This is a genomic window from Arthrobacter sp. R-11 (genome assembly GCF_049913155.1).
Taxonomy (GTDB): Bacteria; Actinomycetota; Actinomycetes; order Actinomycetales; family Micrococcaceae; genus Arthrobacter.
In genome coordinates, this window is record NZ_CP183979.1 from 3,158,542 (window position 1) to 3,184,592 (window position 26,051).

Consider the following 26,051-nt stretch of genomic DNA (forward strand, 5'->3'; position numbering starts at 1 on the left):
CAACGATTCTAATGCTGGGCCGGGAGCGCGCTTGACGGCGGGCGCAGCTCGGAGCGGCGGAGCGCCCCGTCAGGGACCCTGCTGACAATGTCCTCGAGGAAGGAGAAGCGCCGGAGCCACTGGCTGGACTGGCGTTCGGGCCGGGCGTTGGCCCGGTGCCACCAGTCGGCGATGTCCCCCCAGCCCGGAGCCGAGAAAGAGCCGCCCAGTTCCTGCACGGACAGTGAGGCGCAGAGATTGGCGAAGCGCAGCCGGTCTCCCAGCGGCCAGCCGGCCAGGCAGCCGACGATGAAGGCGGCGCCGAAGCAGTCCCCCGCCCCGGTGGGATCGTGGGCTGTCACCGGCAGGGCCGGCACCCATTCCTCCTCCCCGCTTTCGGAATCCACCGCCATGGCGCCCTGCGCGCCCAGGGTCACCACCGCCACGGGGACCCGCTCGGCCAGGATGTACAGCGCGGACCACGGGTTGTCCGTTCCGGTGAACGCCATGGCCTCGCGTTGGTTGGGCATGAAGGCGTGGAAATACCCCAGCTGTTCCAGGCGCCTGCCCGACCAGGCGCCGCTCGGGTCCCAGCCGGCGTCGCCGAAGATCTTCACACCCGCCCGGTGCGCGGCCAGCACCCAGGGCTCGGCTTCCTCGGCGAGGTCGGCGACGGCGGCGAGCGCCCTGGGCGGGGTGCCGATCAGTTCCGAGCCATTCAACGGTGCGGGCAGGCCGTGGGTGACCATCGAACGGTCCTGCTCGACGCACAGGGACACGGTGACCGGGGACGGCCAGCCCTCGAAGCGCCGGGAGAGCGAAAGGTCCACCTCTTCCTGGCTTTCGAGGATCCGCCAGTTCAGCTCCCCGTAGCCGTCGTCGCCAAAGGCCGCCGCGAGGCTTGTACGCAGCCCGAGCCGGGCCGCGGCGATGGCCTGGTTGGCGATCCCGCCCGGGCAGCTCCCCATCCCCTGGCTCCACACTTCGGTTCCTGGCTCGGGGCGCTGCCCCAGCCCGGTGAAAATGATGTCCTGGAAAACGGTGCCGCTTAGCAGCAGGTCGCAGCCGCCGTCGTCCGCTGCTCCGGCAGGCCGCACGGCGGCGAGGGGATCAAAACGCTCCCGGCCGTTATGTTCCCGGCGTGCCTCCATGCACGGCAGACTACGCCGCCGCGGGTGGCAGGAGTAGTGTTTTCTTCGGCAGGGGTGCGGTTTCGCCGCCTGCGGCAGAGTGTGTCGGTGCAGGAGGTGTGGCGTGTCCCTGATCCGCCGTGTGGCCTTCCTCTCCCTCCATACCTCCCCCATGGAACAACCCGGAAGCGGCGACGCCGGCGGGATGAACGTCTACATCCGCAACCTGGCTGCGGCGCTCGCAGACGAGGGTGTGGAAGTGGAGATTTTCACCCGGTCCACCGTGGACGGGCAGCCCGCCATCGAGCACCCGGCGCCCGGAGTATGCGTGCACAACGTGATTGCGGGCCCTGCCCGGAAACTGCCCAAGGAACACCTCCCCGAGCTGCTGCACGCCATGGTCGTCCAGATCGAAAAGATCCGCCAGCGCCAGCCGCACGGGCGTTACGACCTCGTCCATTCGCACTATTGGGTCTCGGGCGTGGCTGGGCTGGAACTCTCCCGCATGTGGGGCGTTCCGCTGGTGCACACCATGCACACCATGGCCAAGGTGAAGAACCTGGTCCTGGCCTCCGGCGAGCGCCCGGAGCCCCGCCGCCGGGAGGAGGGCGAGCAGCGGATCGTCGACGGCGCCGCCCGGCTGGTTGCCAACACCGCGGCCGAAGCCGAGGAACTGGTGTCCCACTACCACGCCGACTTCGACCGGATCGACGTGGCCCCGCCGGGTGTGGACCTGTCCGTGTTTACCCCGGCGTTCCGGAGCCGTTCCCGGCGCGAATTGGGGGTACGGCCGGGAAGTTTCCACCTGCTGTTCGCCGGCCGCATCCAACGCCTGAAGGGACCGCAAGTCTTCCTTGCCGCCGTCGCGCTGCTGCGGGCACGGCGCCCGGACATCGATCTCGAACTGACCATCCTGGGTGCCCTGAGCGGGGCGAAGGACTTCAACCTCCGATCCATCATCAGCGAGGCTGGACTGGACGACGTCGTCACGCACCGGCCGCCGGTGGACGCGCCGGAGCTGGCGGGCTGGTTCCGTTCGGCGGACGTGGTGGTGATGCCTTCCTACAGTGAGTCCTTCGGGCTGGTGGCACTGGAGGCGCAGGCGTGCGGCACCCCGGTGGTGGCGACGCAGGTGGGCGGGCTGAGCCGTGCCGTGCAGCACGGGCGAACGGGCCTGTTGGTCGACGGGCATGATCCGGCGGACTGGGCCGACGCCCTCGAAGCCCTGTACGACGACCCGCAGACCCGGCAGGACATGGGCCGGGCCGCCACGGTCCACGCCGAGGACTTCGGCTGGCAGCGGACGGCGCTGCGCAGCCTGGACAGTTACCAGGCCGCGGTGGGCGGGCTGCTGCTGCCGCAGGCCTGAGCGGGCGCGTGCGGCCGCAGGCCTCAGCGGGCGCGTGCGGCCGCAGGCCTCAGCGGGCGCGGCGACAGGCGTGAGCGGTCGCGGCCGCAGGCGTAAGCGGGCGCGTGCCCCTGGGCCGTCCGGCCCGTAGCTGCTGGTAGATTCCAGGCATGCCCGGATGCCGGGCAGACCTGGAAGCCGGGCACAGTCCGGCGGACTGGAAGGACGATGATGTCTGGAACCATGAGCGATCTCGAGATCGCCCTCAACGCGACGCTCCGGCCGATCGGGGACATCGCCGCGGAAGCCGGAATCCCGCCCGAAGCCCTGGAACTCTACGGCCGCTTCAAGGCCAAGATCGATCCCGCCAAGCTCAGGCCGCAGCCGGGCAAGGCCCCGGGAAAGGTAGTGCTGGTTTCGGCGATGTCCCCCACGCCGGCAGGCGAAGGAAAGTCCACTACCACCGTGGGCCTGGCCGATTCGCTGGCCCGGGCCGGCCACAAGGTGATGATTGCGCTGCGGGAACCGTCGCTTGGCCCGGTGCTCGGCATGAAGGGCGGCGCCACCGGCGGCGGCTACTCGCAGGTGCTGCCGATGGACGAGATCAACCTGCATTTCACCGGCGACTTCCATGCCATCACCGCGGCGAACAACGCCCTCATGGCTCTCGTGGACAACCACATTTTCCAGGGCAACGAACTGGGCATCGATCCCCGGCGCATGACCTTCAAGCGGGTCATGGACATGAACGACCGCTCCCTGCGCGAAGTGGTGATCGGGCTCGGCGGCCCTGTGCAGGGCGTGCCGCGACAGGACGGCTTCGACATCACCGTGGCCTCGGAAATCATGGCCGTGTTCTGCCTGGCCCGGGACCTGGCTGACCTGCGCGAACGCCTGGGCCGGATCACCTTCGGCTACCGCTTCGACCGCACGCCCGTCACCGTGGCCGACCTCGGCGTCCAGGGCGCCCTGGCGCTTCTGCTGAAGGACGCCATCAAGCCGAACCTGGTGCAGACCATCGCGGGAACGCCTGCGCTGGTGCACGGCGGGCCATTCGCGAACATCGCCCACGGCTGCAATTCGCTCATAGCTACCAGCACGGCCCGGGAGCTCGCCGACATCGTGGTCACGGAGGCCGGTTTCGGCGCGGACCTCGGCGCCGAGAAGTTCATGGACATCAAGGCCCGGATCGGCGATGTGGCGCCGGCCGCCGTCGTGGTGGTGGCAACCATCCGGGCACTGAAGATGCATGGCGGCGTCCCCAAGGACCGGCTCACGGAGGCCAACCCCGAAGCCCTGGCCGCCGGCGTCGAGAACCTGCGCCGGCACCTGCACAATGTGGAGAAGTTCGGGATCACGCCCGTGGTGGCCATCAACCGCTTCGGCAGCGACACCGCCAGTGAACTTGACTGGCTCCTAGCCTGGTGCGCCCGCGAAGGCGTCCAGGCCGCCGTCGCCGACGTGTGGGGCCGCGGCGGAGGGGGCGACGGCGGTGATGAGCTCGCGGCGAAGGTCGCCGCGGCGATCGCGGTGCCGTCGTCCTTCCGGTACCTGTACTCGCTGGAACTGTCCGTGGAGGACAAGATCCGGACAATTGCGCAAGAGATCTACGGTGCGGACGGCGTCGAGTTCTCCGTCCCGGCGCAGAAGCGCCTGGCGGACATCCGGAAGAACGGCTGGGCCGGCCTTCCCGTGTGCATGGCCAAGACCCAGTACTCCTTCACGGACGACGCCAGCGTGCTCGGCGCACCCAAGGGATTCACCATCCACGTCCGGGACCTCATCCCGAAAACGGGAGCCGGCTTCATCGTGGCCCTCACCGGCGCGGTCATGACGATGCCCGGCCTGCCGAAGGAACCGGCCGCGATGCGGATGGACGTGGACGCGGACGGGAATGCGGTCGGGTTGTTCTGACGCGGCTCTTCTAGGCTGCTGCTGCGGCGGCGGTGTTGGCGAGGGGCTGGACCAGTGGAGCGGCCGGGGCCTGAGCCGGGCAGAGCGGGCACCCGCTAATAATGTCGTAGCTCGGTGATGTGATGGATTCATGGAGATCACCACCGGCTTGAGCGGGAGGGCGCCGCAACCTGACGCGGCGTCCGATCCCTTGTTGGTGTTGGACGGGATGGTCTCCACGCTTCAGTCCTTGGAGTCAGCGATCGCCGCTTTGCAGGCGTTGCGGGAGTTGACGCTCGCCATGGCGTCCCGGCTGGCGGAGGTGATGAACGACGACGACGGCCCGGGGCCGGGGTTCATGACGGCGGGGTGGGATTCACGCTCGGCGGAGCTGGCCCAGCGTGCGGTGGCGGCCGAGATCGCGACGGCCACCCGTGCGAACGACCGTACCGTGCAGCGGCAGATGGGCCAGGCGGTGGAGCTTCTGGACCGCTTCCCGGCCACTTTCGGCGCCCTCGCGCAGGGCCGGATCAGTCTGGCACATGCCCGGGTGATCCAGGACGCCGGTGCGGGGCTGGATCACCCCGCTGCCCTCGCCGGGTATGAGGCGGCCGTGGTGCCCTGCGCCGAACAGCAGGCGCCCGGCCGGGTGCGGAGATTGGCTGTGCGCGAGGCCGAGAAGGCCCAGCCAGAACCCCTTGCTGCCCGGCATGAACGGGCTGTTGCGGAACGCCATGTCATGGTGGCGTCCTTGCCCGACGGCATGGCCGAACTCGCCGCCGTCCTGCCGGCGGCGGTGGCGTACGGCATCCACGACCGCCTGACCCAAATGGCCCAAGGACATGCCGAAGCCACGGCAAAGCAGGCCTCCGACGGCCCCGCCTCGCCGGGCCGGAGCCTTGAAGCGAGCCGGAACACCGACCAGCTTCGTGCTGACCTCCTCGCGGAGCTGCTGCTGTGCGGCGCCCCCACGAGACATGACACCCCGGACGGCCTGCTGGCGTTGATCACGGCCCGGGTGGACGTCACGGTCCCCGTCCTGACCCTGATCGATGGCGAGACGGTCCGGACCGCAGGCAACGCAGCCGCAGGCAAGACCGCTCCGGGCCACGCCGCAGCGAGCAGCAGCACCCGCGTCCCGGCCGAACTGAACGGGCAACACCCCATCGACCCCGCCACCGCACGGATCCTCGCCGGACAGGCCACCGCGTGGAACAGGGTCCTGACCGACCCCATCAACGGCGCTGTCCTGGCCGTGGACAGGTACCGGCCCGGGGAGGACCTCAAACGCCTCCTCACCGCCCGGGACAGCAGGTGCCGCTTCCCCGGCTGCGGAATCAAAGCCCGCGAACTGGACCTGGACCACACCCACGACGCCGCACTCGGCGGGGCCACGGAAACCGGCAACCTCGCCGGGCTCTGCAGGCGCCACCACATGCTCAAACACCACACCCGCTGGAAGATCCGGCAAACCGGGGCCGCGGTCCTGGAATGGACCAGCCCGAGCGGCCGGAAATACCCAGACCACCCACCCACGCCTGCAAGCTACACGGCAGGCACCGCGAACCCCTCTGTGCCGAGTTCGGGATCTGTGCCGAGTTCAGGCAAGGCGCCTGATCCGCCGCCGTTCTGAGCAGCTGCCGGAGGCAGCTCCGAAGACGGCAGCTCAAGGAGGCAAGGTCACCGCATGCTGGCAAGCTCACCGCATGCTGTCAAGCTCACTTCAAGGAGGTCGATGCGGGCAGGGGCGTGTCCGATAACCCATCGGCCGTTCCTGCCTCGAACCTGCCCACCGCCGTCGGGCTTTCTGGACCTCTCAGCGGTTCAAACCCACGCAGCCCCGGTACGAACTTCCGCCCCCGCTGCGTAGACCGGGGGAAAGAGCTCGGAGGCATCCCGACGGCGGTAGTCCCGTTCGCCGTAGGCCTGCACCATCTGCTCGAAGAGCCGTTGGCCCTCCGCCCGCAGTCCGGCCAGGTCAATGCCCGGGATTGCGCCATCGACCACCACTGGGCGGCCTGCCACGTAGGTGTCGGTGACATTGCGTGCCGAGCCATTCAGGATGAGGGTGCGCAGCGGGTCCTCGACGGCGCCGTCCCGGAAGTCGCCCAGCGACGCCACCATGATGTCCGCCTGCGCACCTGGGCACAGCCGCCCGAGGTCCTCGCGGCCCAGGGCCCTGGCGCCGCCGAGGGTGGCGGCGTCAAAGAAGTCTGACACCTTGCCGGCGTCGCGCCGGCCCTCGGCGATGCGCGCGAGGTGGGTTCCGACGTCGATGCCCTTGATCAGGTCCGGCGGGAACGAGTCCGTGCCCAGGCACATGTTGACGCCGGCCGCGGCAAAGGCGTCGAAGGACCTGAGCATCCCCGAGTAGTGGAACGAGGTCAGCGGGCAGTGGATGATGCTGACATCGTGGCGGGCCAGCAGCTCCAGCGGGCCGCCCTCCGCGCTTGAGGCGGGATCGGTGCCGTCGATGACGACGCCGTGCGGAATGAGGAGCCGGGTTTCCAGTAGGCCGGTGTCCACCAACTGCTCCAGGACCGTGCGTCCCGTGAGCTTGAGCAGGAATCCGTCCTCGGTGGGCTGCTGGAGGCAATGCAGGCGGACCAGGGCGTTGCGTTGGACGGCCAGTTCGGCGGTCTTGCGCATCAGTTCATCCGTCAGGGTCTCGATCCGGCAAGGCAGGAGCACCCCGGTGACCAGCGGGTGCGCCAGCTCTTCGGCGTAGTCAAGGAAGCGTACGGCATCGGCGAAGCCCTTGCGCCCTTCCTCCTCGTCGAACAGGATCACCCGTTCGCCGTGGCTGTCGGTGACGTTGATGCCCGAACGGTACGCCGGCCCAAGGAAACCGCGTAGGCCGAGTTCGATGCTGGTCTGCGCCATGCCCTGGAGTTCTTCGAAGGTCTCGGCCCAGGAGCTGTGGATCTCCGAAGCGATCGGCATGTAGCTGGTCACCCCGTGCAGGGCCAGCTGGGCCAGGGCGAATTTGCGCACGTTCTGCCGCTGCTCACGGGTGAAGACGTCGCGCCGGCGGTTGTGGAAATAGTCCTCGGACCACTGCATGCCCGGGCCAGTCTCGTCGCTGGGCCAGGAGTCGAAGATCATGTGGTCGATGTCGGTCAGGGCATCCAGGTCGATCAGGCCGGGAGCGATCAGGCTCTGCCCGAAGTCCCGGGACTCGTCGACGGGTCCCTCGTAGCCGGTGCCGACGTAGATGACTTCGCTGTCCTTCATCACCACGTGCCCGTCCAGGAACATCACGTGCCGTGTCCCGTCATAGCCCAGCACGTAGCGGGCAGAAAGTCGGGTAATCATGAATCCTCCAAATCGAAAACAGTCTTCGGTATTCCAGGTCGGAATCTTGCATCAGCCGGCGCCCTGCGCAAGCACACGCAAGCCCCGCTTCTTTAGGGGCTTACCGGCTAACTTTGTGAGATGCCTTGCATTGCTTCGTGATCCACCTTACCATTTTTGGTATACCAAATGGCGTGACCGCGGACGCCACGCCTCCCCAGCACACGAAGGATGCACCCCCAATGAAGAACCAGTCCACAACCACTGCGGAGGTGGATGAGCGCGCTGTCAAGGTCGACGACCGCTCGAGCAGCCTCTTCACCCCTAGCGCCCGGCAATGGGCAGCGATGATCCTGCTCTCCACCATCGTTTGCGCCGTGGCGATCCTGGCCGGCACGCACAAGATCCCGCTCGGCAACGCGGCGATCGTGCTCATGCCGGTGCTGTGGGCCGTGCTGATCGGCGCCATCATCGGCGTTCAGAAGGTCCGCCCCATGTCCGGCCAGAGCCGTGCGGTCGCCTCGGTGCTGCTGAACGTCAGCATCGTGATGTTCCTGGCCGCACTCGGCACCCACGTGGGCCCCTCCCTGGCCAAGCTGACCACCCTCGGCCCGGCCATCCTGCTCCAGGAGGTTGGCCACATCTTCGGAACCGTCATCCTCGCGTTGCCTGTCGGCGTGGCACTCGGCATGGGACGCACCGCCATCGGCGCCACCTGGGCCATCGACCGCGAGTCCTACCTGGCGTACGCCCTGCAGCGTTTCGGTGTGAAGTCCCCCGTGTACCGCGGGGTGTTCTCCGTCTGGCTGCTGGGCAGCGTATTCGGCGCCGTCTTCATTTCCCTCTTGGCCGGCCTGCTGGGTGGCTTCGGCATCTTCGACCCGCGGGCACTGGCCCTTGGCCTCGGCCTCGGTTCCGGCTCCATGATGCTCGGCGGCGTGGCTGCCCTGTCCATCATCTACCCCGAGGCGGCACCGGAAATCATGGCCCTGGCTGCCCTGTCCAACCTGGTCACCAACCTCATCGGCTTCTACGCCGGAGCGTTCCTCTCGCTGCCGATGTCCCTGCGCCTCTACAAGTTCTGGTCGCGCATCTTCCGCCGCGACGATGAGGGCCGCCGCCTGGACCGCAGCGGCAATGTGATCCCCGCCAACCGGGCACGCAAGCCGGAGCGCAGCAAGGTGGACGTGGCCGCCGTGCTCCAGGACCCCGAGGTCCGCACCAAGCCGTCGACTTGGATCATCGCCTTCGGCGCGAGCATCGCCATGGGCATCGTCCTCAACGCCCTGGGCACGAAATCCTTCAGCGTCAACGACATGATCGGCGTCGTGCTCCTTGGCGGCCTCACTGCCCTGGCCTTCGCGCTCGCCAAGTATGTGCCTGCGGTGCCGTCCAGCGTCTGGGTGCTTGGCCTTGGCACCCTGGCCACCGCACCGTTCATGCCCTTCAGCGAGACGGTCATCGCGCTCACCCACAACCTCGACGCACTGTACGTGGGCCTCGGATCGATCGCCCTGCTGGGCATGAACCTGGGACGCGACGTGAACGCCCTGAAGACCTTGAACTGGCGCACCGTGATCGTGGCGATGCTGACGTTCTCGGCGAGCTTCGTGGCCGCGGCAGCATTGGCCCAGTTCGTCATCCACGTGTAGGCACTCACGCCGGAAGGGCGGGTGGACCGGGCGCTTGCCCGCTCCACCCGCCCTTCGGCGTTAATTGCCGGTGACAAAGCCGACGGCGGCACCGTCGGCGTTTTCGGCCAGCAGCAGGTGGTGGCCTGGCCGCCGCAGGAAGTGCCGGGCCAGCTCCGGCGTTACGGGCCCGTCGAACAGGGGCGAAGCGGCCACGAGCCGCTCCTCGTCGACCTCCAAGAGCCTGCGCAAGGTGATTTTGGACGCATCGTGTCCGTCCATGACCCGAGGCTACGCCGGACACCCGGTCAAATGAACGCAGGAAGAACACCAGAGCACCCGCGGCTTGCTAAGATCTAAAAGCTCGACCGGCATTCCGGAGAGCCTCCCCATCAACTGGCCCGGAACGGACGTGCCCCAACGCGTCCGGAACCGGCCCCTGCCCGACCCGAGGAGACCCCTGCCTTCATGACCGCCTTGGCTGAACCGGACTATTTCGAGGACTACGACGAGGACTACCGCAGCGACATCGCTTCGCGGTACGAAGAGGGCTTCGGGCAGGGTCCCGACATCGACGACGACTACGACTCGGGCTACGACGAACTCGACAAACTCTTCGACGGCCTGTTCGACGACGATGACGACGACTTCGACGCCCCGGCCAAGGCCGAGAAGAAGGCTCCCAGCAAGAAGGCAGCCCCGAAAGCGGCTGCTGCGAAGACCGCGGCGCCTAAGAAGGCTGCAGCGAAGTCCATGCCCAAGGCCAGCCCCGTCATCACGCGCCGTGTAGTACCGGTGGCGGCGCCGCCCGTTGAGGCACCCGTGGCCGAGGCCACGCTTCCGGAAGAGGCCACTGTCGAAACCCCCACCGCTGCCGAAGCCCCGCTTGTTGCAGCTCCGGTTATCGACAGTCCCGTTGTCGAAGCCCCCGTTGCCGAGACTCCGACTGCCCACACCCCCGTTGCCGAGACTCCGACTGCCCACACCCCCGTTGCCCACACCCCCGTTGCCGAGACTCCGACTGCCCACACCCCCGTTGCCCACGCCCCGGTTGCCGAGGCTCCGGTTGCCGAGGCTCCCGTGATCGAGCAGACCGCGTCCGTCACCGTCGTCGAAAGCGCTCCCGCGGAGGGCGCCGAAGAAGCGGAGCCTGCCGTCGCGGACAGCCCGTTCTTCGCCCCGCATATCGCCCCGGTCAACGAACACGTGGACTTCCTGCGCAAGCTCCGCCCCGGCTTCGAGGTGCCCTATGTGGACCCGATGCACTCGGTCGAGGACTGCCGCATCGTCACCCTGTTCTCCAACACCAGCGAAGCCTCCCCGCGGGGTACCGTCTGGGCCGGCGACGACACCGCCGCCACCCGGCTGTTGGGCCTGCAGTTCCAGCTCGGCCTGCGTCCGGAATGGATGATGCCGTGGAACACCCACCCCTGGTTCACCCCGGGCGAGGCCAACGGCAAGCTCACCCCCGAGCAGGTCAGCGCCGGCCTCAAGCCGCTGATCACCTTCCTGAAGCTCGTTCCGCGCGCCTCGGCGATCGTCGCGCACGGCACGGAAGCCAACCGCCTGGCGCAGATGCTCCTCAAGACGGACAACCCGCTGATCTGGCGCCGCGGCCTGAAGGTCTACAAGGCCCGTTCGCTGCACGGCCGCGCCTTCGCCGGTTCCAAGGAACGCCAGACCGAATGGCTGATCGAGATGGGCCGCTCCTACGCGGACGCCATGGCCCGCGCAGGCCTGCAGGCCGGACGGCGCTGATCCCGGCGTTCTAGGCCTTTACGGCAGGTGAACGGTCGACGGCGGCAAGCGGCCGCCGTCGACCGTTTCCGTTTGCCTGTCCGCGGAACAGGGAAAGATAGAGCGCCGCGACGGCGCCCGCCACCAGCACACCCACGAAGACCGCGGTGCCGGGGTCCGTGGCCAGCAGCCGGGGAATCGCCCGGCCCGGCACGGCAACGGCGAAACCGAAGGCGATGGCAGTCCCGATGTAGCTGCCCACCATGTTGCCCCGGTGTGCGGGGATGTTCCGACGGATCGCGCTGATCAGGCCGAGCGTGACAGTCACCAGGGTGAACGCCGACAGCCCGTGAAGCCAGGAGAAATGGCCGCCGGAGACAATCCAGAAACTGCTCAGGCAGACGTAGTACATCGCCGCGACCCACAGGTAACCCATGGTCCGGTGGACCCGGTCCCGCCGGCGGCGCAGGATCTGGGCGGGGCCGATCACCAGGACGAACAGCGCGGCCACCACATGGCTGACAAGAAGGACATTCCAGTGCTCCATGCCTCTAGGATAGGAGCACTATCCTAGAGTTGTACATCAAGATAGTCCGGGCCGGATCCGCTATCCAATGCCCGGAATCCCAATCCGCGGGAGGCGCCGTGCAACTGAAGGAACTCAGCACCCGCAGCGCTGTGAGCACGGCCAGCATCAAGTACTACCTCCGCGAAGGGCTGCTGCAGCCGGGCGAGGCAGTCACCGCCACCCGGGCGAGATATGACGAAAAGCATCTGCGACGGCTGGAACTCATCCAGGCCCTGCGGCAGATTGTCGGGCTGGGCATCGAGCAGATCCGCGCCATCGTGTCGCTGGCCGACGGCGGTGCGCCGCGACTGGAGGTGCTGGCGACCGTGCAGCGGGTGGTGCTGCGGCTCGATCCGCACGACGCCGGAAGCAGCCACGATGCAGGCGAAGGACACGTCCGCGCGCGACCGGGCGACGCCGTCGTGCACCTGCGGGGCTGGCCGGACGAGGAAAGCGACGCCAGGGACGCCCTGGACGCCCAGCTGGCGCTCATGGAACGGCTCGGCATCCCGTTGTCCGCGGAGATCCTGGACGCCTACAGCGCCGCCATGGACACCATCGCCGGGCTGGATCTGCAGCTCACCGCAGCGGCCGCCGACCTCGACCGGGCGATCCTGACGGCCGCCGTCGGGATGCACATGCATTCCCAGCTGCTGCTCAAGCTGCTGGCCCTCGCCCAGGCCAGCCACGCGATCCGGCGTTTCGACTGACCGTGAACGTAAGAACGCTCCCCCACCGGAAGGTGAGGGAGCGTTCTCGAGGAATTCCTAGCGTTCGATGTCGCCGCGGATGAAGGCCTCGACCTTTTCGCGGGCAAGGTCATCGTTGAACTGCTCCGGCGGGGACTTCATGAAGTAGCTGGAGGCGGAGAGCAGCGGGCCGCCGATGCCGCGGTCCAGGCCGATCTTGGCGGCACGGATGGCGTCGATGATGACGCCGGCGGAGTTCGGCGAGTCCCAGACCTCGAGCTTGTACTCCAGGGAAACCGGGGCATCACCGAAGTTGCGGCCTTCGAGGCGGACGAAGGCCCACTTGCGGTCATCGAGCCAGGCCACGTAGTCGGACGGGCCGATGTGGACGTCGTCGGCGTGGAGCTCGGCCTGGACGTTGGAGGTCACCGCCTGGGTCTTGGAGATCTTCTTGGACTCCAGGCGGTCGCGCTCCAGCATGTTCTTGAAGTCCATGTTGCCGCCGACATTCAGCTGGTAGGTGCGGTCCAGCGTGACGCCGCGGTCTTCGAAGAGCTTGGCCATGACGCGGTGCGTGATGGTGGCACCGATCTGGCTCTTGATGTCGTCGCCCACGATCGGAACGCCCGCGGCGGTGAACTTGTCAGCCCATTCCTTGGTACCGGCGATGAAGACCGGGAGGGCGTTGACGAAGGCAACGCCGGCGTCGATGGCGGCCTGCGCGTAGAACATGGCGGCGTCTTCGGAACCCACGGGCAGGTAGCAGACCATGACGTCGGCCTTTGCCTCGCGCAGGGCGGCGACGATGTCCACGGGCTCGGCCGGGGATTCGACGATGGTTTCGCGGTAGTAGCGGCCCAGGCCGTCCAGGGTGTGGCCGCGCTGCACGATCACGCCGGTCTCGGGCACGTCGGCGATCTTGATGGTGTTGTTTTCGCTGGCCCCGATGGCATCCGCCAGATCCAGTCCGACCTTCTTGCCATCGACATCGAAGGCAGCAACGAACTGGACGTCGCCCACGTGGTACGGACCGAACTCGACGTGCATCAGCCCGGGAATCGTGGCCTGCGGATCGGCGTCGCGGTAATAGTGGACACCCTGGACCAGGGAGGCGGCGCAGTTGCCGACACCGACGATGGCAACACGAATCGGATGTGAAGACACGGAACTCCTTCGAGAACTAAGCTCAGGTGCCTAGCGCGGCCGGAACAGAGGCGGCGTCTTACGGGCACAGCGCCATTCGGCGCAATTTGCATTATACGCAACAGCGGCGGGGCCGGCTTTGTTCCTGCCGGACCCCGCCTTTTGTTGCGGGCGCTACTTCTGCGCCCAGAGGTTGATGTCGGATTCGACGGCGAACTCGTCGATCGCCGTCAGTTCCTCATTCGTGAACGCCAGGTTGTCGATGGCCTTGAGGGTGTCTTCCAGCTGTGCAACGCTCGATGCGCCGACCAGTGCCGAGGTCACGGGCGAGCCCTTGGGCTGATCGCGCAGGATCCAGGCGATGGCCATCTGGGCCAGGGTCTGGCCCCGGCCTTCGGCGATCGCGTTCAGGCCGCGGACCCGGTTGAGCTTCTCCTCGGTGAGGGCCTTTTCGGACAGGAAGCGTTCCTTGGCCGCGCGGGAATCGGCCGGCACCCCGTGCAGGTAGCGGTTGGTGAGCAGCCCCTGCGCGAGCGGCGAGAAGGCAATGGATCCGGCGCCCACCTGGTCCAGGGCTTCGTACAGGTTGGGTGAGCCGTTCTCGGTCCAGCGGTTCAGCATCGAGTAGCTGGGCTGGTGGATCAGCAGCGGCGTCCCCATCTCCTTCAGGATGCGTGCCGCCTCGAGGGTCTGTTCCGGAGTGTAGGAGGAGATGCCGGCGTAGAGTGCCTTGCCGGAGCGCACGGCATGGTCCAGCGCGCCCATGGTTTCCTCGAGCGGCGTCTCCGGATCCGGGCGGTGGCTGTAGAAAATGTCCACGTAGTCCAGGCCCATGCGCTGCAGCGACTGGTCCAGGCTGGAGAGCAGGTACTTCCGGGAGCCCCATTCGCCGTAGGGACCGGGCCACATGTAGTAGCCGGCTTTCGTGGAGATGACCAGTTCGTCCCGGTACCCCTTGAAGTCGTCCTTCAGGTGGCGGCCGAAGTTGGTCTCCGCGGAGCCGTCCGGCGGACCATAGTTGTTGGCCAGGTCGAAGTGGTTCACGCCCAGGTCGAAGGCACGGCGGAGGATGGCGCGCTGCTCCTCGAAGCGCTTGTCGTCGCCGAAGTTGTGCCACAGGCCCAGGGAGATGGCGGGAAGCTTGAGACCGCTGCGTCCGACGCGGCGGTAGGGCATGGTGTCGTAGCGGGTGTCCGCGGCCACATAAGTCATACGTACCATCCTGCCACCGGCGCCAGGCGCGGTGCCGGGCTGTCCGGTATGTGGTCAGGGTCACGTCATGCCGCGACGACGTCCGACCCCAAGGATGAAGCTCCTCCCCCTTTGGGTGGAAGCTGCGCATTTCCAGCATGAACCGGTTCCGCGCTCCCCTACGCTGAGGGACATGCCCAAACTTCTCCGCCGCTGCACCCCCTTGGCTGCACCGGCAACCGCCGCCGCCCTGCTCGGTGTTTTCATACTCGTGGACGGACGCGGCTTTGACCGCTCAGCTGCTGTCGCCATCGGACTGTGCACCGCTGTCGCCGCAGCCCGGCTGGTGCCGCAAAGCAGCCTGGCCTTCTCCGGGGTGGTTCTCCTGGCCCAGTTGGGTGGCTTGTTCCCAGGGGTCATGATGTCCGGAGTGCTCTGCTACGCGGCAATTCCGCTGGCGGTCTTTTTCGCGGCACTGGTGTACCAGGGAAAGCCTTGGCTCCTCCCATCCTTCTGTGTGCTGCTTTCGGCGCTCGTCACTGCCAACTGGCTGGGCGACAGCGTGTGGCTGAATTTCGTCTTCGGCAGCGCCTTGGGAGGAGGCCTGATGCGCAACGTGGTCTACGGTGGCCTGGTCCTTGGAGCAAGCTCGGCGCTGTGCATTTCGGCCTGGGCAGCGGCGCACGCCGTTGTCAGTGCCTCAAACAGCAGGGCAGCACAATTGCGGGCGGAGGTTTCACTGCAGCTGACTCACGTCGAATTGGCCGTGGAGCAGGAACGCAACCGCATAGCCCGCGAGCTGCACGACGTGCTGGCGCATTCATTGACGGTCATCGCGGCACAGGCTGAAGGCATCCGGTTCATCCACCGCAGCGAGCCCGACGCCGTCGAGGAGGCCGCCGGAGTCATCGCCGCGGCAGCCCGGACCGCGCTCCGCGATACCCGGCACATGCTGAGCCACTCTCCCGGTGAGAAGAACCCCGCTCCCACGCTCAGCGATCTGCCGGAGCTTGCCCGGCAGTTCCAGGCCAGCGGAATGCCCGTCACGCTCGACAATGACCAGGCCCTTGACCTGTCGCCCAACCAACAACTGACGCTCTACCGGCTCGCACAGGAAAGCCTGACGAATGCTTTCAAACACGGCCGCCGTGAGTCCGGGGCGTGGCTGAGCCTTTCAGCTGGCCCTTCCGGCGTCGAGCTCCAAGTCGTTTCTGCCCTGGCCGGCACACCTGAGGCCCCTTCGCGGGAAGGGCGCGGCATCCGCGGCATGAAGGAACGCGCGACGGCGGTGGGCGGCTCGGTGTCGGCCGTCGCTTCGGCCGGACACTTCACTGTGACGGCGGTGCTGCCATGAGCGGCGGGCGCATCCGGGTGATGCTGGTGGATGACCAACCGCTCTTTAGTGCCGGGCTAAAGATGATCCTGCGCAGCCAGCCGGACCTGGAGTTTGTGGGTGAACCCGGCAACGGGGAAGACGCTTGCCTGCTGGCCGCGGAGGCGGCACCTGACGTGATCCTGATGGATATCCGGATGCCCCGCATGGACGGCATCACTGCCACTCGGCAGATCCTGGCCGGCCGCCCACCGCACCCAAGGATTATCGTCCTGACCACGATCCAGCACGACGAAGCAGTGGTCCGCGCCATCCAGGCGGGAGCTTCCGGGTTCCTGACAAAGGATGCCACCCCGGAATTCCTACTAGCCACCATCCGCACTGTCCATTCGGGACACGCGGTCATGGCGCCGTCGGCCGCCAACGAACTGCTGCGCGATTACACCACTCCCCGCGTCGGCAATGACGCCGTGCTGGATGGTTTGACTGCGCGGGAAAAGGAAGTCTTCCTTTTGGCCGCCGCCGGGCGCGCCAACGGGGAGATCGCAGCAGAGCTGTTCCTCGGGGAGGCCACGGTGAAAACCCATGTGGCCAACGTGCTGGGCAAACTCTCGCTGAGAAGCCGCATCCAGCTTGTGGTGTTCGCCTACGAGCACGGACTGCTGCAAGCAAAACCAGGAAACTAAGGAGATCAACATCATGAGGAAAAGAATGTGGGGATTCGGAATCCTCGGCGCAGGCGCCGTTGCCGCCCTTGTTGCGGCGACGGTTCCGCCGGCAACGCCGGACCCGGCCGGGTTGCCAGCCACCGCACCCGACTACGCGATAGTCAAGCCTGCAACCCATGCCCAGCCGGGAATCGTGGAGAAGACCCGCGGGTACGTGGACGAGTCCGGGGCTGCTTTCGAAGCCCGGATGGCGGTTACCACCGAGTGCATGGCAAGAGCTGGTTTTCCCGACTTCCCGAAAACCGAGCTGAGCCACAGGGACCCGGGCCTGGGCAGCTTCCTGTACGGCTTCAGCCCGATGGACGTCCCCGCCGCGCGGAAGACCGGTTATCCCTATTTGAAGGGCCGCGAGGTATACATGCCGGACGCAATAGTCGAGGCGTACTCCGGAAAGGCGGGGGCACAGAAATCCTTCAGCGGTGGAACCCGCGGCGGTGGAACCTTCATGACCGGAGGCTGCCAGCTCAAAGGCATTGAAGCGGTGTACGGCGCGGGCAACGACTACGCGGCGGCCACCGCAGCCTATTCCTTGATCCTACCGGGTACGGAATCCGCAAAGTTCAATCCCGCGTTCAAGGCAGCGTTGAATGACTGGTCCGCCTGCATGGCCAAGGCAGGGTACGGCAACATGAAGGACCCAGGACAGGCTTCCCTTGTGGCCTCGCAGCAGAGCGGCCACGTGGCCCTCAAGATCGCTGTCGCCGACGCTACTTGCCGTGAACAGGTCCAGCTCGAAAAGCGGCTTGAGGATGTTGCCGCCCCGTACCTGACCACTGTGGTGGCAGACAAGCAGTCTGAGCTGGACAATGTTGCCCGGATCCGGGCAGCGGCCGACACCAGAGCCGCAGCCCTCGGCAAATAGCGTCCCCGGGGCCGGAGTGAGTGGCTTGCGCAAATGGGGGGCAAGTCACCCACCCGTCAGCTCCTGCTTCGTACGACGGCGGCCGCCTCACCCGGGAGGCTCAGCGTCCCGCCGTCGAGGGTTACGGCAGGATCGGTGGCGAGCAGCAGCCGGCCGTCGACGTCGGTGGACAAGGTGTCCGGGCCGAAGTTGCACACCACGCGCACGGCACCGCGGACCAGTTCCAGCCATCGTTCGTCCTCGTTGAAGTCCACATCGCTGGCTTCGAAGCCGCCTTCGCTGAGTTCCGGGGTCGTGCGCCGCAGCACGCCCAGGGCCCGGTACAGGGCGAGCAGCCGGGCATGGTCCCCCTCCCCGGCCTCGTCCCAGTTGAGCTTGGAGCGGAGGAAGGTTTCAGGGTCCTGCGGATTCGGTACCAGCGCCGGGTCCCAGCCCATGCGCTCGAATTCCTTGAGCCGGCCCTCCGCCGTCGCCTTGCCCAGCCATTCTTCCGGATGGGACGTGAAGAACTGCCAGGGCGTCGACGCGCCGAATTCCTCGCCCATGAACAGCATGGGCGTGAACGGGGAGGTCATGGTCAGCACCGCGGCGAGGGCCAGGCGCCCGTAGGAAAGGGAGGCGCTGAGCCGGTCGCCGGCGGCCCGGTTGCCGATCTGGTCGTGGTTCTGGTTGCAGACCACCAGCGCGGACGGGTGGGCAAGGTCCTGCCGGATGGGCCGCCCGTGGTGCCGGGCGCGGAAGCTGGAGTAGCTGCCGTCGTGGAAGAAGCCGTGCCGCAGGACCTTGGCCAGGGCGGCCAGGGATTCGAAATCCGCGTAGTAACCGGCGGTCTCGCCTGTGAGGTTCACATGGACCACGTGGTGGAAGTCGTCGCTCCACTGGCCCGCAAGCCCGTAGCCGTTGGCCTGCCGCGGGTAGATCAGGCGGGGGTTGTTCAAGTCGGACTCGGCGATCAACGTCCTGGGCACCCCGGTTTCGGCCTCGATTCCGTCCGCAAGGATGGCAAGGTCCTCGAGGATGTGCACGGCCCGTTCATCGCGGAGGGCGTGGACGGCGTCGAGCCGGAGCCCGTCCACGTGGTACTCCCGCAGCCACATCGCCGCGTTGTCCAGGATGTAGCGGCGCACCTCGTCGGAGCCGGGCCCGTCCAGGTTGACCGAGTCTCCCCAGGTGTTGCCCGGCCCGGACTTGAGGTAGGGCCCGAACTTCGGCAGGTAGTTTCCGCTGGGCCCAAGATGGTTGTAGACCACGTCCTGGATGACGCCCAGCCCCGCCGTGTGGGCGGCGTCCACGAAGCGCTGGTACGCGGCCGGCCCGCCGTACTGCTCGTGGACCGCGTACCAGAGGACGCCGTCGTAGCCCCAGTTGTGGGTTCCGTTGAAGGCGTTGACGGGCAGCAGCTCCACGTAGTCGACGCCCAGTTCCACCAGGTAGTCCAGGTTCCCGGCGGCCGCGTCGAGCGTGCCCTCGGGGGTGAACGTGCCGATGTGCAGTTCGTAGATCAGCGAGCCGCGCAGTCCGCGGCCGGTCCAGCCGGCGTCCTGCCACTGGTGCGCGCCGGCGTCGAACCCTGCCGAGGGCCGATGGACGCCCTCCGGCTGCCGGCGTGAGCGCGGGTCCGGGAACGGTCCTTCCCCGTCCACCAGGTAGCTGTAGGGCACGCCGTCGCCGCCGTTGAACCCGGGAGCGTGCCACCAGCCGGCGGAGGGCCCGGAGAGTCTCTCCATGCTGTACTCCCGGCCCTCGGACACAAGGGCAACGGAACCCGCGGAGGGCGCCCAGACGTCATACGGGCTGGGCGTGGTGGCGTGTTGCGGCATGGTTCTCCCCCTGTATTGGAAGTGGTCTAAAGGCTTAGCCGGCGGGCACCAGCAGGGCCACGGGATAGTCCGCAAGCAGCTGCCCGACGGCGGCCGCTCCGGCAGGATAGGACCGTCCCGTGAGTTCGTCGGTACAGCCGGCCGGCAGTTCGACGGCGGTGTCCCGCCAGCCGCCGTCGCGCTCGAGCCGCTTCGGCAGGCGGGTTGCCACGGTCACGGCTCCGCCGCCGTCGGCGCCCCGGTCGAAGGCGATGAGGTGGCCGGCCGCCGCGCCGGAGGCGGCCAGCGGGCGGTAACCGCCGAACAGTTCAGGCTTGCCGCGGCGCAACCGCAGTGCACGGGAAACGACCAGCAGCTTGGCGTCCTGGTCGGTGAACGCCGGGCGGGTGCCGCCATCGAGCCGCTCCAGGGCGGCGACCCGGGCCGGGAAGTCGATCGTCCGGCGGTTGTCGGGGTCGGTGAGCGATCCGTCCCGGAACTCCGTGCCCTGGTAGACATCGGGCACACCGGGCATGGTCAGCTGCACCAGCTTGGCCGAGAGGGAGTTGGACCAACCGTACGGTTCCAGTTCCGCGACGAAGCCGGCCAGTGCCGCAGCCACCTCCGGCATGTCGAATGCGGCGTCGACGGCGGCGGCCAGGGCCGTCTCGAAGGCGGCATCGGGGTCGGTCCAGTTCGTGGAATTGCCGGCTTCCCGGGCGGCCTTGAGCGCAAACGCCTGGAGGCGCTCACGGCTGGCCGGCCAGGCCCCGGCGATGGCCTGCCAGACGAGGGCCGCGAGGGGTCCGTCGGGAATCGGCGCCAGTTCCTGCACCCGGTCCAGGAAGGCCTCCCATTCGGGGACGGCCTCCGAGATGACGGAGATCCGTGCCCGGGTGTCTTCGCTGCGCTTGGTGTCGTGGGTGGTGAGGGTGGTCATGGACAGCGGAAGCCGGGACTGGCGGCGGGCCATGCGCCGGTGGAACTCCTCGGGTGCAACGGCCAGTTCGGTGGGATCGGCACCCACTTCGGTCAGGGTGCCCAGCCGTGTGTACCGGAAGAAGGCTGTGTCCTCCACCCCCTTGGCCATGACCATGCCGGAAGTCTGCTGGAAACGTCGGCCCGGTTCCCCGGCGGCGTCCAGGAGGATCGGGAGCAGGTGCTGCAGGGCCGGTTCAAGCTCGGGCCTGGCACGCCCGGCGTTCTGCACCGCCTCCACCAGGATGTCCTTGCCGTGCGGCAGGTACGTCCGGTAAACGGGGAAAGCGGCGATGGTTTCCGCCAGGGCATCGGCAACAACTGACCGCGGGAACTCCGGGGTTTCCGGGACAAGCCGCGCCAGCCGCAGGATCTCCGAGCGCAGGATGCCGTCCGTGATGCGGCGCTTGGTGCCGTGGATCATCGCCTGGTAGTCCGGCGGGGCGGCGGCGCCGCGCAGGCGGGCGTCCAGGGCGTCCAGGCGCGGGCCTGCGTCGGGATCGACGAAAAGCCGGTCCACGTCGGCGAGCGCGTCATAGCCGGTGGTCCCCTCACAGTCGAAGGTTCCCGGCAGTTCCTCCCCCGGTTCCAGGATCTTCTCCACCAGCACGTAGGCGCCGCCCGTCGCCTGCTTGAGCCGCTCCAGGTAGCCGGCGGGATCCGCCAGCCCATCCGGGTGGTCCACCCGCAGCCCGTCCACAAGTCCCTCGCGGAACCAGCGGCTGATCTCGGCATGCGATTCCTCGAACACCCACGGGACCTCGACCCGGACCCCTGCGAGGGTGCTGACGGCGAAGAAGCGGCGGTAATTCAGCTCGGCGTCGGCCCGGCGCCAGCCCACCAGCTCGTAGTGCTGGCGTGCGTGCACCTCGCGCGGGCTGTCCCCGGGCGCGTGGCTGCCCTCGGCGATCGGGAAGCGGTGCTCGTAGTAGCGCAATTCGCCGTTAACGATTTCCAGCCCGACCACGTCGTCGTCGCTGCCCAGGACCGGGATCCGGAGCTTGCCGCCCGCCGCGTCCCAGTCGACGTCGAAGGCTTCCGCGTAGCGCGAGGAGCGGCCCTCCTTCAGCAGCGACCACCACCAGGCGTTCTGCGGCGGCGAAGCCACGCCCATGTGGTTGGGAACGATGTCCACGAGCACGCCCAGGCCGTTCTCCCTGGCTGCGGCGGCGAGTGCTGCCAGGCCCTCCGCTCCTCCGCGGGCCGGGTCCACGGAGGAAGGGTCGGTGACGTCGTAGCCGTGCTGGGACCCTTCCTCCGCGGTCAGGATCGGGGACAAATACACCCAGTCCACGCCGAGCGATCTGAGATAGCCGGTGAGCTCCGCTGCGTCCCCGAGGGTGAAGCCGGGGCGGATCTGGAGCCTGTACGTGGAAACGGGTGCCTTCATGATTACCCTTTCGTGGAGTTCTTCCTCGGGGGCTTGCGTTCCGGTGCGGGTTTTTCCGGTGCCGGTTCCGCGGTGGAGCGCAGCTGCGGCGTCGACGGTGAGGTCAGTGAAGCCGTCTCCGAGGTGGTGGTCTGGGAGAGCGCAGCGAGGGAGGCGGCCACTGAATGGTCCGGTTCGCTTTCCGGCGTGCTGTGGGCCCGCAGGACCACCAGGGCCTTGGCCCCCACGGCGAGCAGCGATTCCGCCTCGACAGGTTCGGCGTCGGCGTGGCCGCCGGCCGTATCGATGATGACGTCCCACTTTGGCGCGTACTCATCGGAGGGCACCCGGAAGCCGACTTCGTCGTCGTGGGCGTTGAAGTACAGGAGGAAGTTCACATCCGTGATGCGCCGGCCCTGGTTGTCCCGGCCCCGGATGCCGTCGCCGTTAAGGAACACCCCCACCGAGCGGCCGAAGCCGCTGTCCCAGTCCGACGGCGTCATGGTGCTTCCGTCGACGTCGAGCCAGACGATGTCCGGCAGGCGTTCGCCCTCCCCGCGGAGCGCCGGGCGGCCGTCGAAAAAGCGGCTGCGCCGGAAGGTGGGGTGCTTTGCGCGCAAGGCGCTCACCGCGGCCGTGAATTCCACGAGCGGTTGGTCCACGCTGTCCCAGTTGATCCAGGTCAGTTCGGAGTCCTGGCAGTAGGCGTTGTTGTTGCCCTGCTGGGTCCGGCCGAGCTCATCGCCGTGCGCCAGCATGGGCACACCCTGGGACAGCAGCAGGGAAGCGATGAAGTTGCGCTGCTGCCGGGCCCTGAGGGCGAGGACCTTCGGGTCCTCGGTGGGGCCCTCGGCGCCGCAGTTCCACGACCTGTTGTGCGATTCGCCGTCGTTGTTGCCTTCTCCGTTGGCCTCGTTGTGCTTCTCGTTGTAGGAGACCAGATCGGCCAGGGTGAAGCCGTCGTGCGCGGTCACGAAGTTGATGGAGGCCACGGGCCTGCGCCCGGAGTGCTCGTAAAGATCGGCCGAACCGGTCAGCCGCGACGCGAACTCGCCAAGGGTTGAGGGTTCGCCGCGCCAGAAGTCACGCACGGTGTCGCGGTACTTGCCGTTCCATTCGGTCCATTGCGGGGGGAAGTTGCCCACCTGGTAGCCGCCGGGCCCGACGTCCCAGGGTTCTGCGATCAACTTGACCTGTGACACCACAGGATCCTGCTGGATGAGTTCAAAGAAGGACGACAGCTTGTCGACGTCGTAAAACTCCCGCGCCAGGGTCGAAGCAAGGTCGAAGCGGAAACCGTCCACGTGCATCTCGGTCACCCAGTACCGCAGCGAGTCCATCAGCAGCTGCAGGGAATGCGGGCTGCGGACGTTCAGGGAGTTTCCAGTGCCGGTGTAGTCCATGTAGTGCTTCAGGTCGCCTTCGACCAGCCGGTAGTACGCGGAATTGTCGATGCCCTTGAAGGAAAGCGTGGGCCCCAGGTGGTTGCCTTCGGCGGTGTGGTTGTAGACCACGTCCAGGATCACTTCGATGCCGGCATCGTGCAGGGAACGCACCATCGCCTTGAAGTCCTGGACCTGCTGGCCGGTGTCGCCCTTGGAGCTGTAGCCGTTGTGCGGGGCGAAGAAGCCGATGGTGTTGTAACCCCAGTAGTTGTTCAGCCCCCGGTCCTGGAGGATGCCGTCGTTGGTGAACTGGTGCACGGGCATGAGCTCGATCGCGGTAACGCCGAGCTTCTTCAGGTGGGCGATCACCGCGGGATGCGCGACGCCGGCATAGGTGCCCCGCTGCTCTTCGGGAACCTCGGGGTGCAGCTGGGTCAGCCCCTTGACGTGCGCTTCGTAGATGACGGACTTGTGGTACGGGATCCGCAACAACTGGTCGCCGGCCCAGTCGAAGAAGGGGTTGATGACGACGCCGAGCATCATGTGCGCTGCCGAATCGGCGTCGTTCCGGGAGTCGGGGTCTCCCATGTTGTAGGAGAACAGTGCAGGATCCCAGTCGATCTGGCGGTGGACCGCCTTGGCGTAGGGGTCCAGGAGAAGCTTGTTGGGATTGAAGCGGTGCCCGGCCGGGGGGTCGTAGGGGCCGTGCACCCGGTAACCGTACTTCTGGCCCGGCTGGACCTGCGGCAGGTAGCAGTGCCACACGTACCCGTCCACTTCGTTGACGTCGACGCGCACTTCCGAGCCGTCGTCGCCGATCAGGCACAGTTCCACCTTCTCCGCGTTTTCGCTGAAGAGCGCGAAGTTGGTGCCGCTCCCGTCGAAGCTCGCGCCCAAGGGATAAGCCGTTCCGGGCCATACTTCCATAGGGTTCTCCTCTGCGTAGCGGACAAGCGTCTGCCGCCCGCTAACGGCGCGGTTACGGCAATGTGCCAAGCTACCACGCCCACATTACGGCCGCGCCCGCCCCCTGTAACCCAATCGCCTCATCCGGGGCTATCGTTACGCAGGCCGCCCAGCACCCCCGGCAGCTCCCCCAGGACCGCCCGGGCCGTCAGGGGCCCGCCGCCCGAGGCCCGGCTGCCCGCGCGGCCGTGCAGGCTCGCAGCCACAGCCGCCACCGCGGCCCAGCGGTCCTCCCGGGAGATTCCGAGGGCCGCGAAAGGCCCGTCGTCGTCCATGGCTGCTTCGGCATATTGCGCGGACAGCGAAGCGAGCAACCCGGCCAGCACGTCCCCGCTGCCGGCTGTTGCCAGCCACGGTGTGCCTTCCGACTGGCTGAACACCGTGCCCGACGGCGATGCCACCAGGGTCGTGGCGCCCTTGAGGAGGACGGTGGCACCGCTGTCCGCGGCGGCCAGGCGGGCAAAATGCAGCGGCCGGGACTCGACGTCGTCCCTCGTCACGGAGGTTTCCCCGCTGACGGTTTCGCGCTGCGAAAGGAACGCGGCCAGTTCACCGGCGTGCGGGGTGAGGATCCAGTTGGCGGGGCAGCGCGCCGGCAGCAGCCCGAGCGCCCCGGCGTCGACGACGGCGGGCTGGCCGGCTGCGAGGGCAGCCTCCAGTGTGTCCCTGGCCCGCCGCAACTGGCGGCTGTCGGCGCCCTCTGGGGAATCTTCGGCCAGTCCGGGGCCCAGCAGCCAGGCCTGGACGCGGCCCGGGCTGCCCGACTCCACGATCGCTTCGGGCGTGCGCGCCAGCACCTGCCTGGCCACGCTTTCGGGTCCAAGGTAGCGCACCATCCCCGCCCCGGACACGGAGGCACTTTCCACACAGAGCACCGCGGCCCCTGGATAGCGTTCCGAACCGGCGACCACACCGAGCACCCCCCTGCTGTATTTGTGGTCCCGGCGCCCGGGTGCCGGCAGGAGTGAGGCAAGTTCCGCGGCACCGAAGCGGCGGAGCGAAGCGTCCGGCAGCCGGTCTTCGATCCCGATCCGTACCAGTTCGGCCCGCCCGGAGCAGCCCTCGCCCGGATCGACCAGCAGGCCGGCCTTGATCCCGCCGAAGCTCACCGTCACGTCGGCCGGCAGCACGGGCCAGTGCACTTCGCCGGTGTCGGCATCCACCCCGCTCGGGATGTCGCAGGCCACCACCAGGGCAGGCTTGAGTTCCTGGAGCAGGGACACGAGCTCGGCCGCGGCTCCGCGCAGGCCGCCGCGGGCACCGGTGCCCAGTACCGAGTCGATGATGACGTCGTCGCCGGCCGCCAGCACAGCAAGGTCCTCCACATTGTCCGCCGCGAGCCGGTGGGCGCGGCCGCCCGCCGCGAGGAAGGCGGCCAGCGCCGCGGGATGTGCGCTATCCGCGATGAGCACCGCCGTCGTGCGCATGCCGCGCGCGGCGAGTTTCGCCCCGGCGAACAGTCCGTCCCCGCCGTTGTTGCCCTTGCCCGCCAGCACGGTCACCGAGGAGCCGTAGATCCGGCGTCCGCGGCTCTGCAGTTCGCGGACGACGGCGGCCGCCAAACCGTGGGCGGCCCGCTGCATGAGAACAGCGCCCTCACCGGAGTCCAGGAGCGGTTGTTCCGCTTCCCTGACCTGTGTTCCGGTGAAGGCGCTGATCATCGAGGTGTGTTGTTGTCAGCCTTCGGCAACGACCATGGCCGTGGCGATCCCGCCGTCGTGGCTTATGGACAGGTGCCAGCGCTTGACCCCCTTGGCGTCGGCCACCGCCAGGACGGTGCCCTGGACCTTGATGGTGGGGCCGTTTTCGTCCAGGCCGATCCAGCAGTCCTGCCAGTTCATGCCTGCGGGGGCTCCGAGGACCTTCGCCACAGCCTCCTTGGCCGCAAAGCGCGCGGCCAGGGACCGGACATGGAGCTCCCGCTCGGCGGGCACGAAAAGGCGGTCCCGCAGCCCCGGTGTCCGTTCCAGCTGCCGTTCGAATCGTTCGATGTCTACGACGTCTACGCCGATGCCAACAATCATGCGG

Annotated in this window: 20 protein-coding genes; 9 read left to right on the forward strand and 11 right to left on the reverse strand. The window is 67.7% G+C overall.

What is annotated here, in order from left to right; genetic code table 11:
- Positions 1-8: 8 nt before the first annotated feature.
- The gene (locus ACN9M4_RS14295) at positions 9-1,130 is read right to left on the reverse strand and encodes a PfkB family carbohydrate kinase (RefSeq protein ID WP_426298970.1); all 1,122 of its coding nucleotides are present in this window, start codon (positions 1,128-1,130) and stop codon (positions 9-11) included.
- Between the two features lie 103 nt (positions 1,131-1,233).
- On the opposite strand from ACN9M4_RS14295, the gene mshA reads away from it, so the two are divergent.
- The 3 genes from mshA to ACN9M4_RS14310 all read left to right on the forward strand — a co-directional run bounded on the left by mshA (position 1,234) and on the right by ACN9M4_RS14310 (position 5,983).
- On the forward strand, positions 1,234-2,478 hold the full coding sequence (gene mshA, locus ACN9M4_RS14300; protein ID WP_426298972.1) for a D-inositol-3-phosphate glycosyltransferase: 1,245 nt from the start codon (positions 1,234-1,236) through the stop codon (positions 2,476-2,478).
- A 210-nt stretch (positions 2,479-2,688) separates the two neighbouring features.
- On the forward strand, positions 2,689-4,371 hold the full coding sequence (locus ACN9M4_RS14305; protein WP_426298974.1) for a formate--tetrahydrofolate ligase: 1,683 nt from the start codon (positions 2,689-2,691) through the stop codon (positions 4,369-4,371).
- 130 nt (positions 4,372-4,501) lie between these two features.
- A complete protein-coding gene (locus tag ACN9M4_RS14310) occupies positions 4,502-5,983 on the forward strand; it encodes a DUF222 domain-containing protein (protein ID WP_426298976.1) in 1,482 nt (493 codons plus the stop codon).
- Positions 5,984-6,174: 191 nt separating this feature from the next.
- On the opposite strand, the gene ACN9M4_RS14315 is transcribed toward ACN9M4_RS14310, so the two are convergent.
- The gene (locus ACN9M4_RS14315; RefSeq protein WP_426298978.1) at positions 6,175-7,665 is read right to left on the reverse strand and encodes a chlorohydrolase family protein; all 1,491 of its coding nucleotides are present in this window, start codon (positions 7,663-7,665) and stop codon (positions 6,175-6,177) included.
- A 221-nt stretch (positions 7,666-7,886) separates the two neighbouring features.
- Between ACN9M4_RS14315 and ACN9M4_RS14320 the strand changes: the two genes are divergently transcribed.
- Complete coding sequence (locus tag ACN9M4_RS14320) at positions 7,887-9,296, forward strand: DUF3100 domain-containing protein (protein ID WP_426298980.1); 1,410 nt, start codon at positions 7,887-7,889, stop codon at positions 9,294-9,296.
- Positions 9,297-9,356: 60 nt separating this feature from the next.
- Here ACN9M4_RS14320 and ACN9M4_RS14325 read toward each other — a convergent pair whose 3' ends face one another.
- Positions 9,357-9,557, reverse strand: a complete 201-nt coding sequence (locus ACN9M4_RS14325) for a hypothetical protein (RefSeq protein ID WP_426298982.1) — start codon at positions 9,555-9,557, stop codon at positions 9,357-9,359.
- Between the two features lie 801 nt (positions 9,558-10,358).
- Here ACN9M4_RS14325 and ACN9M4_RS14330 point away from each other — a divergent pair.
- Positions 10,359-11,033: a uracil-DNA glycosylase gene (locus ACN9M4_RS14330; RefSeq protein WP_426303489.1), complete on the forward strand. Its 675-nt coding sequence runs from the start codon at positions 10,359-10,361 to the stop codon at positions 11,031-11,033.
- 10 nt (positions 11,034-11,043) lie between these two features.
- Here the strand turns inward: ACN9M4_RS14330 and ACN9M4_RS14335 are convergent, their stop codons facing one another.
- Positions 11,044-11,559: a DUF2306 domain-containing protein gene (locus tag ACN9M4_RS14335; RefSeq protein WP_426298984.1), complete on the reverse strand. Its 516-nt coding sequence runs from the start codon at positions 11,557-11,559 to the stop codon at positions 11,044-11,046.
- A 98-nt stretch (positions 11,560-11,657) separates the two neighbouring features.
- On the opposite strand from ACN9M4_RS14335, the gene ACN9M4_RS14340 reads away from it, so the two are divergent.
- The gene (locus ACN9M4_RS14340; RefSeq protein ID WP_426298986.1) at positions 11,658-12,290 is read left to right on the forward strand and encodes a MerR family transcriptional regulator; all 633 of its coding nucleotides are present in this window, start codon (positions 11,658-11,660) and stop codon (positions 12,288-12,290) included.
- Between the two features lie 57 nt (positions 12,291-12,347).
- On the opposite strand, the gene ACN9M4_RS14345 is transcribed toward ACN9M4_RS14340, so the two are convergent.
- Both ACN9M4_RS14345 and mgrA read right to left on the reverse strand, forming a co-directional pair.
- Positions 12,348-13,433: an inositol-3-phosphate synthase gene (locus ACN9M4_RS14345; RefSeq protein WP_115790375.1), complete on the reverse strand. Its 1,086-nt coding sequence runs from the start codon at positions 13,431-13,433 to the stop codon at positions 12,348-12,350.
- Positions 13,434-13,586: 153 nt separating this feature from the next.
- The gene (gene mgrA, locus ACN9M4_RS14350) at positions 13,587-14,624 is read right to left on the reverse strand and encodes an L-glyceraldehyde 3-phosphate reductase (protein ID WP_426298989.1); all 1,038 of its coding nucleotides are present in this window, start codon (positions 14,622-14,624) and stop codon (positions 13,587-13,589) included.
- Between the two features lie 172 nt (positions 14,625-14,796).
- On the opposite strand from mgrA, the gene ACN9M4_RS14355 reads away from it, so the two are divergent.
- From ACN9M4_RS14355 to ACN9M4_RS14365, 3 genes are read left to right on the forward strand one after another with little or no spacing between them, the layout of a single operon-like run.
- Entirely contained in the window at positions 14,797-15,957 is a 1,161-nt protein-coding gene (locus tag ACN9M4_RS14355; protein ID WP_426298991.1) for a sensor histidine kinase, read from the forward strand.
- Positions 15,954-16,622, forward strand: coding sequence for a response regulator (locus ACN9M4_RS14360; RefSeq protein WP_426298993.1), 669 nt, complete (start codon positions 15,954-15,956; stop codon positions 16,620-16,622). The genes ACN9M4_RS14355 and ACN9M4_RS14360 overlap by 4 nt, the downstream gene beginning before the upstream one ends.
- Before the next feature lie 13 nt (positions 16,623-16,635).
- Positions 16,636-17,526, forward strand: a complete 891-nt coding sequence (locus tag ACN9M4_RS14365) for a hypothetical protein (RefSeq protein WP_426298995.1) — start codon at positions 16,636-16,638, stop codon at positions 17,524-17,526.
- 56 nt (positions 17,527-17,582) lie between these two features.
- Here ACN9M4_RS14365 and treZ read toward each other — a convergent pair whose 3' ends face one another.
- The 5 genes from treZ to ACN9M4_RS14390 form a co-directional block, all read right to left on the reverse strand.
- Positions 17,583-19,346, reverse strand: coding sequence for a malto-oligosyltrehalose trehalohydrolase (gene treZ, locus ACN9M4_RS14370; RefSeq protein ID WP_426298997.1), 1,764 nt, complete (start codon positions 19,344-19,346; stop codon positions 17,583-17,585).
- A 34-nt stretch (positions 19,347-19,380) separates the two neighbouring features.
- Entirely contained in the window at positions 19,381-21,693 is a 2,313-nt protein-coding gene (gene treY, locus ACN9M4_RS14375; protein ID WP_426298999.1) for a malto-oligosyltrehalose synthase, read from the reverse strand.
- A 2-nt stretch (positions 21,694-21,695) separates the two neighbouring features.
- On the reverse strand, positions 21,696-23,984 hold the full coding sequence (gene glgX, locus ACN9M4_RS14380) for a glycogen debranching protein GlgX (protein ID WP_426299001.1): 2,289 nt from the start codon (positions 23,982-23,984) through the stop codon (positions 21,696-21,698).
- A 119-nt stretch (positions 23,985-24,103) separates the two neighbouring features.
- The gene (locus tag ACN9M4_RS14385; protein WP_426299003.1) at positions 24,104-25,684 is read right to left on the reverse strand and encodes an NAD(P)H-hydrate epimerase; all 1,581 of its coding nucleotides are present in this window, start codon (positions 25,682-25,684) and stop codon (positions 24,104-24,106) included.
- 15 nt (positions 25,685-25,699) lie between these two features.
- Entirely contained in the window at positions 25,700-26,047 is a 348-nt protein-coding gene (locus ACN9M4_RS14390; RefSeq protein ID WP_426299005.1) for a holo-ACP synthase, read from the reverse strand.
- Positions 26,048-26,051: the final 4 nt, after the last annotated feature.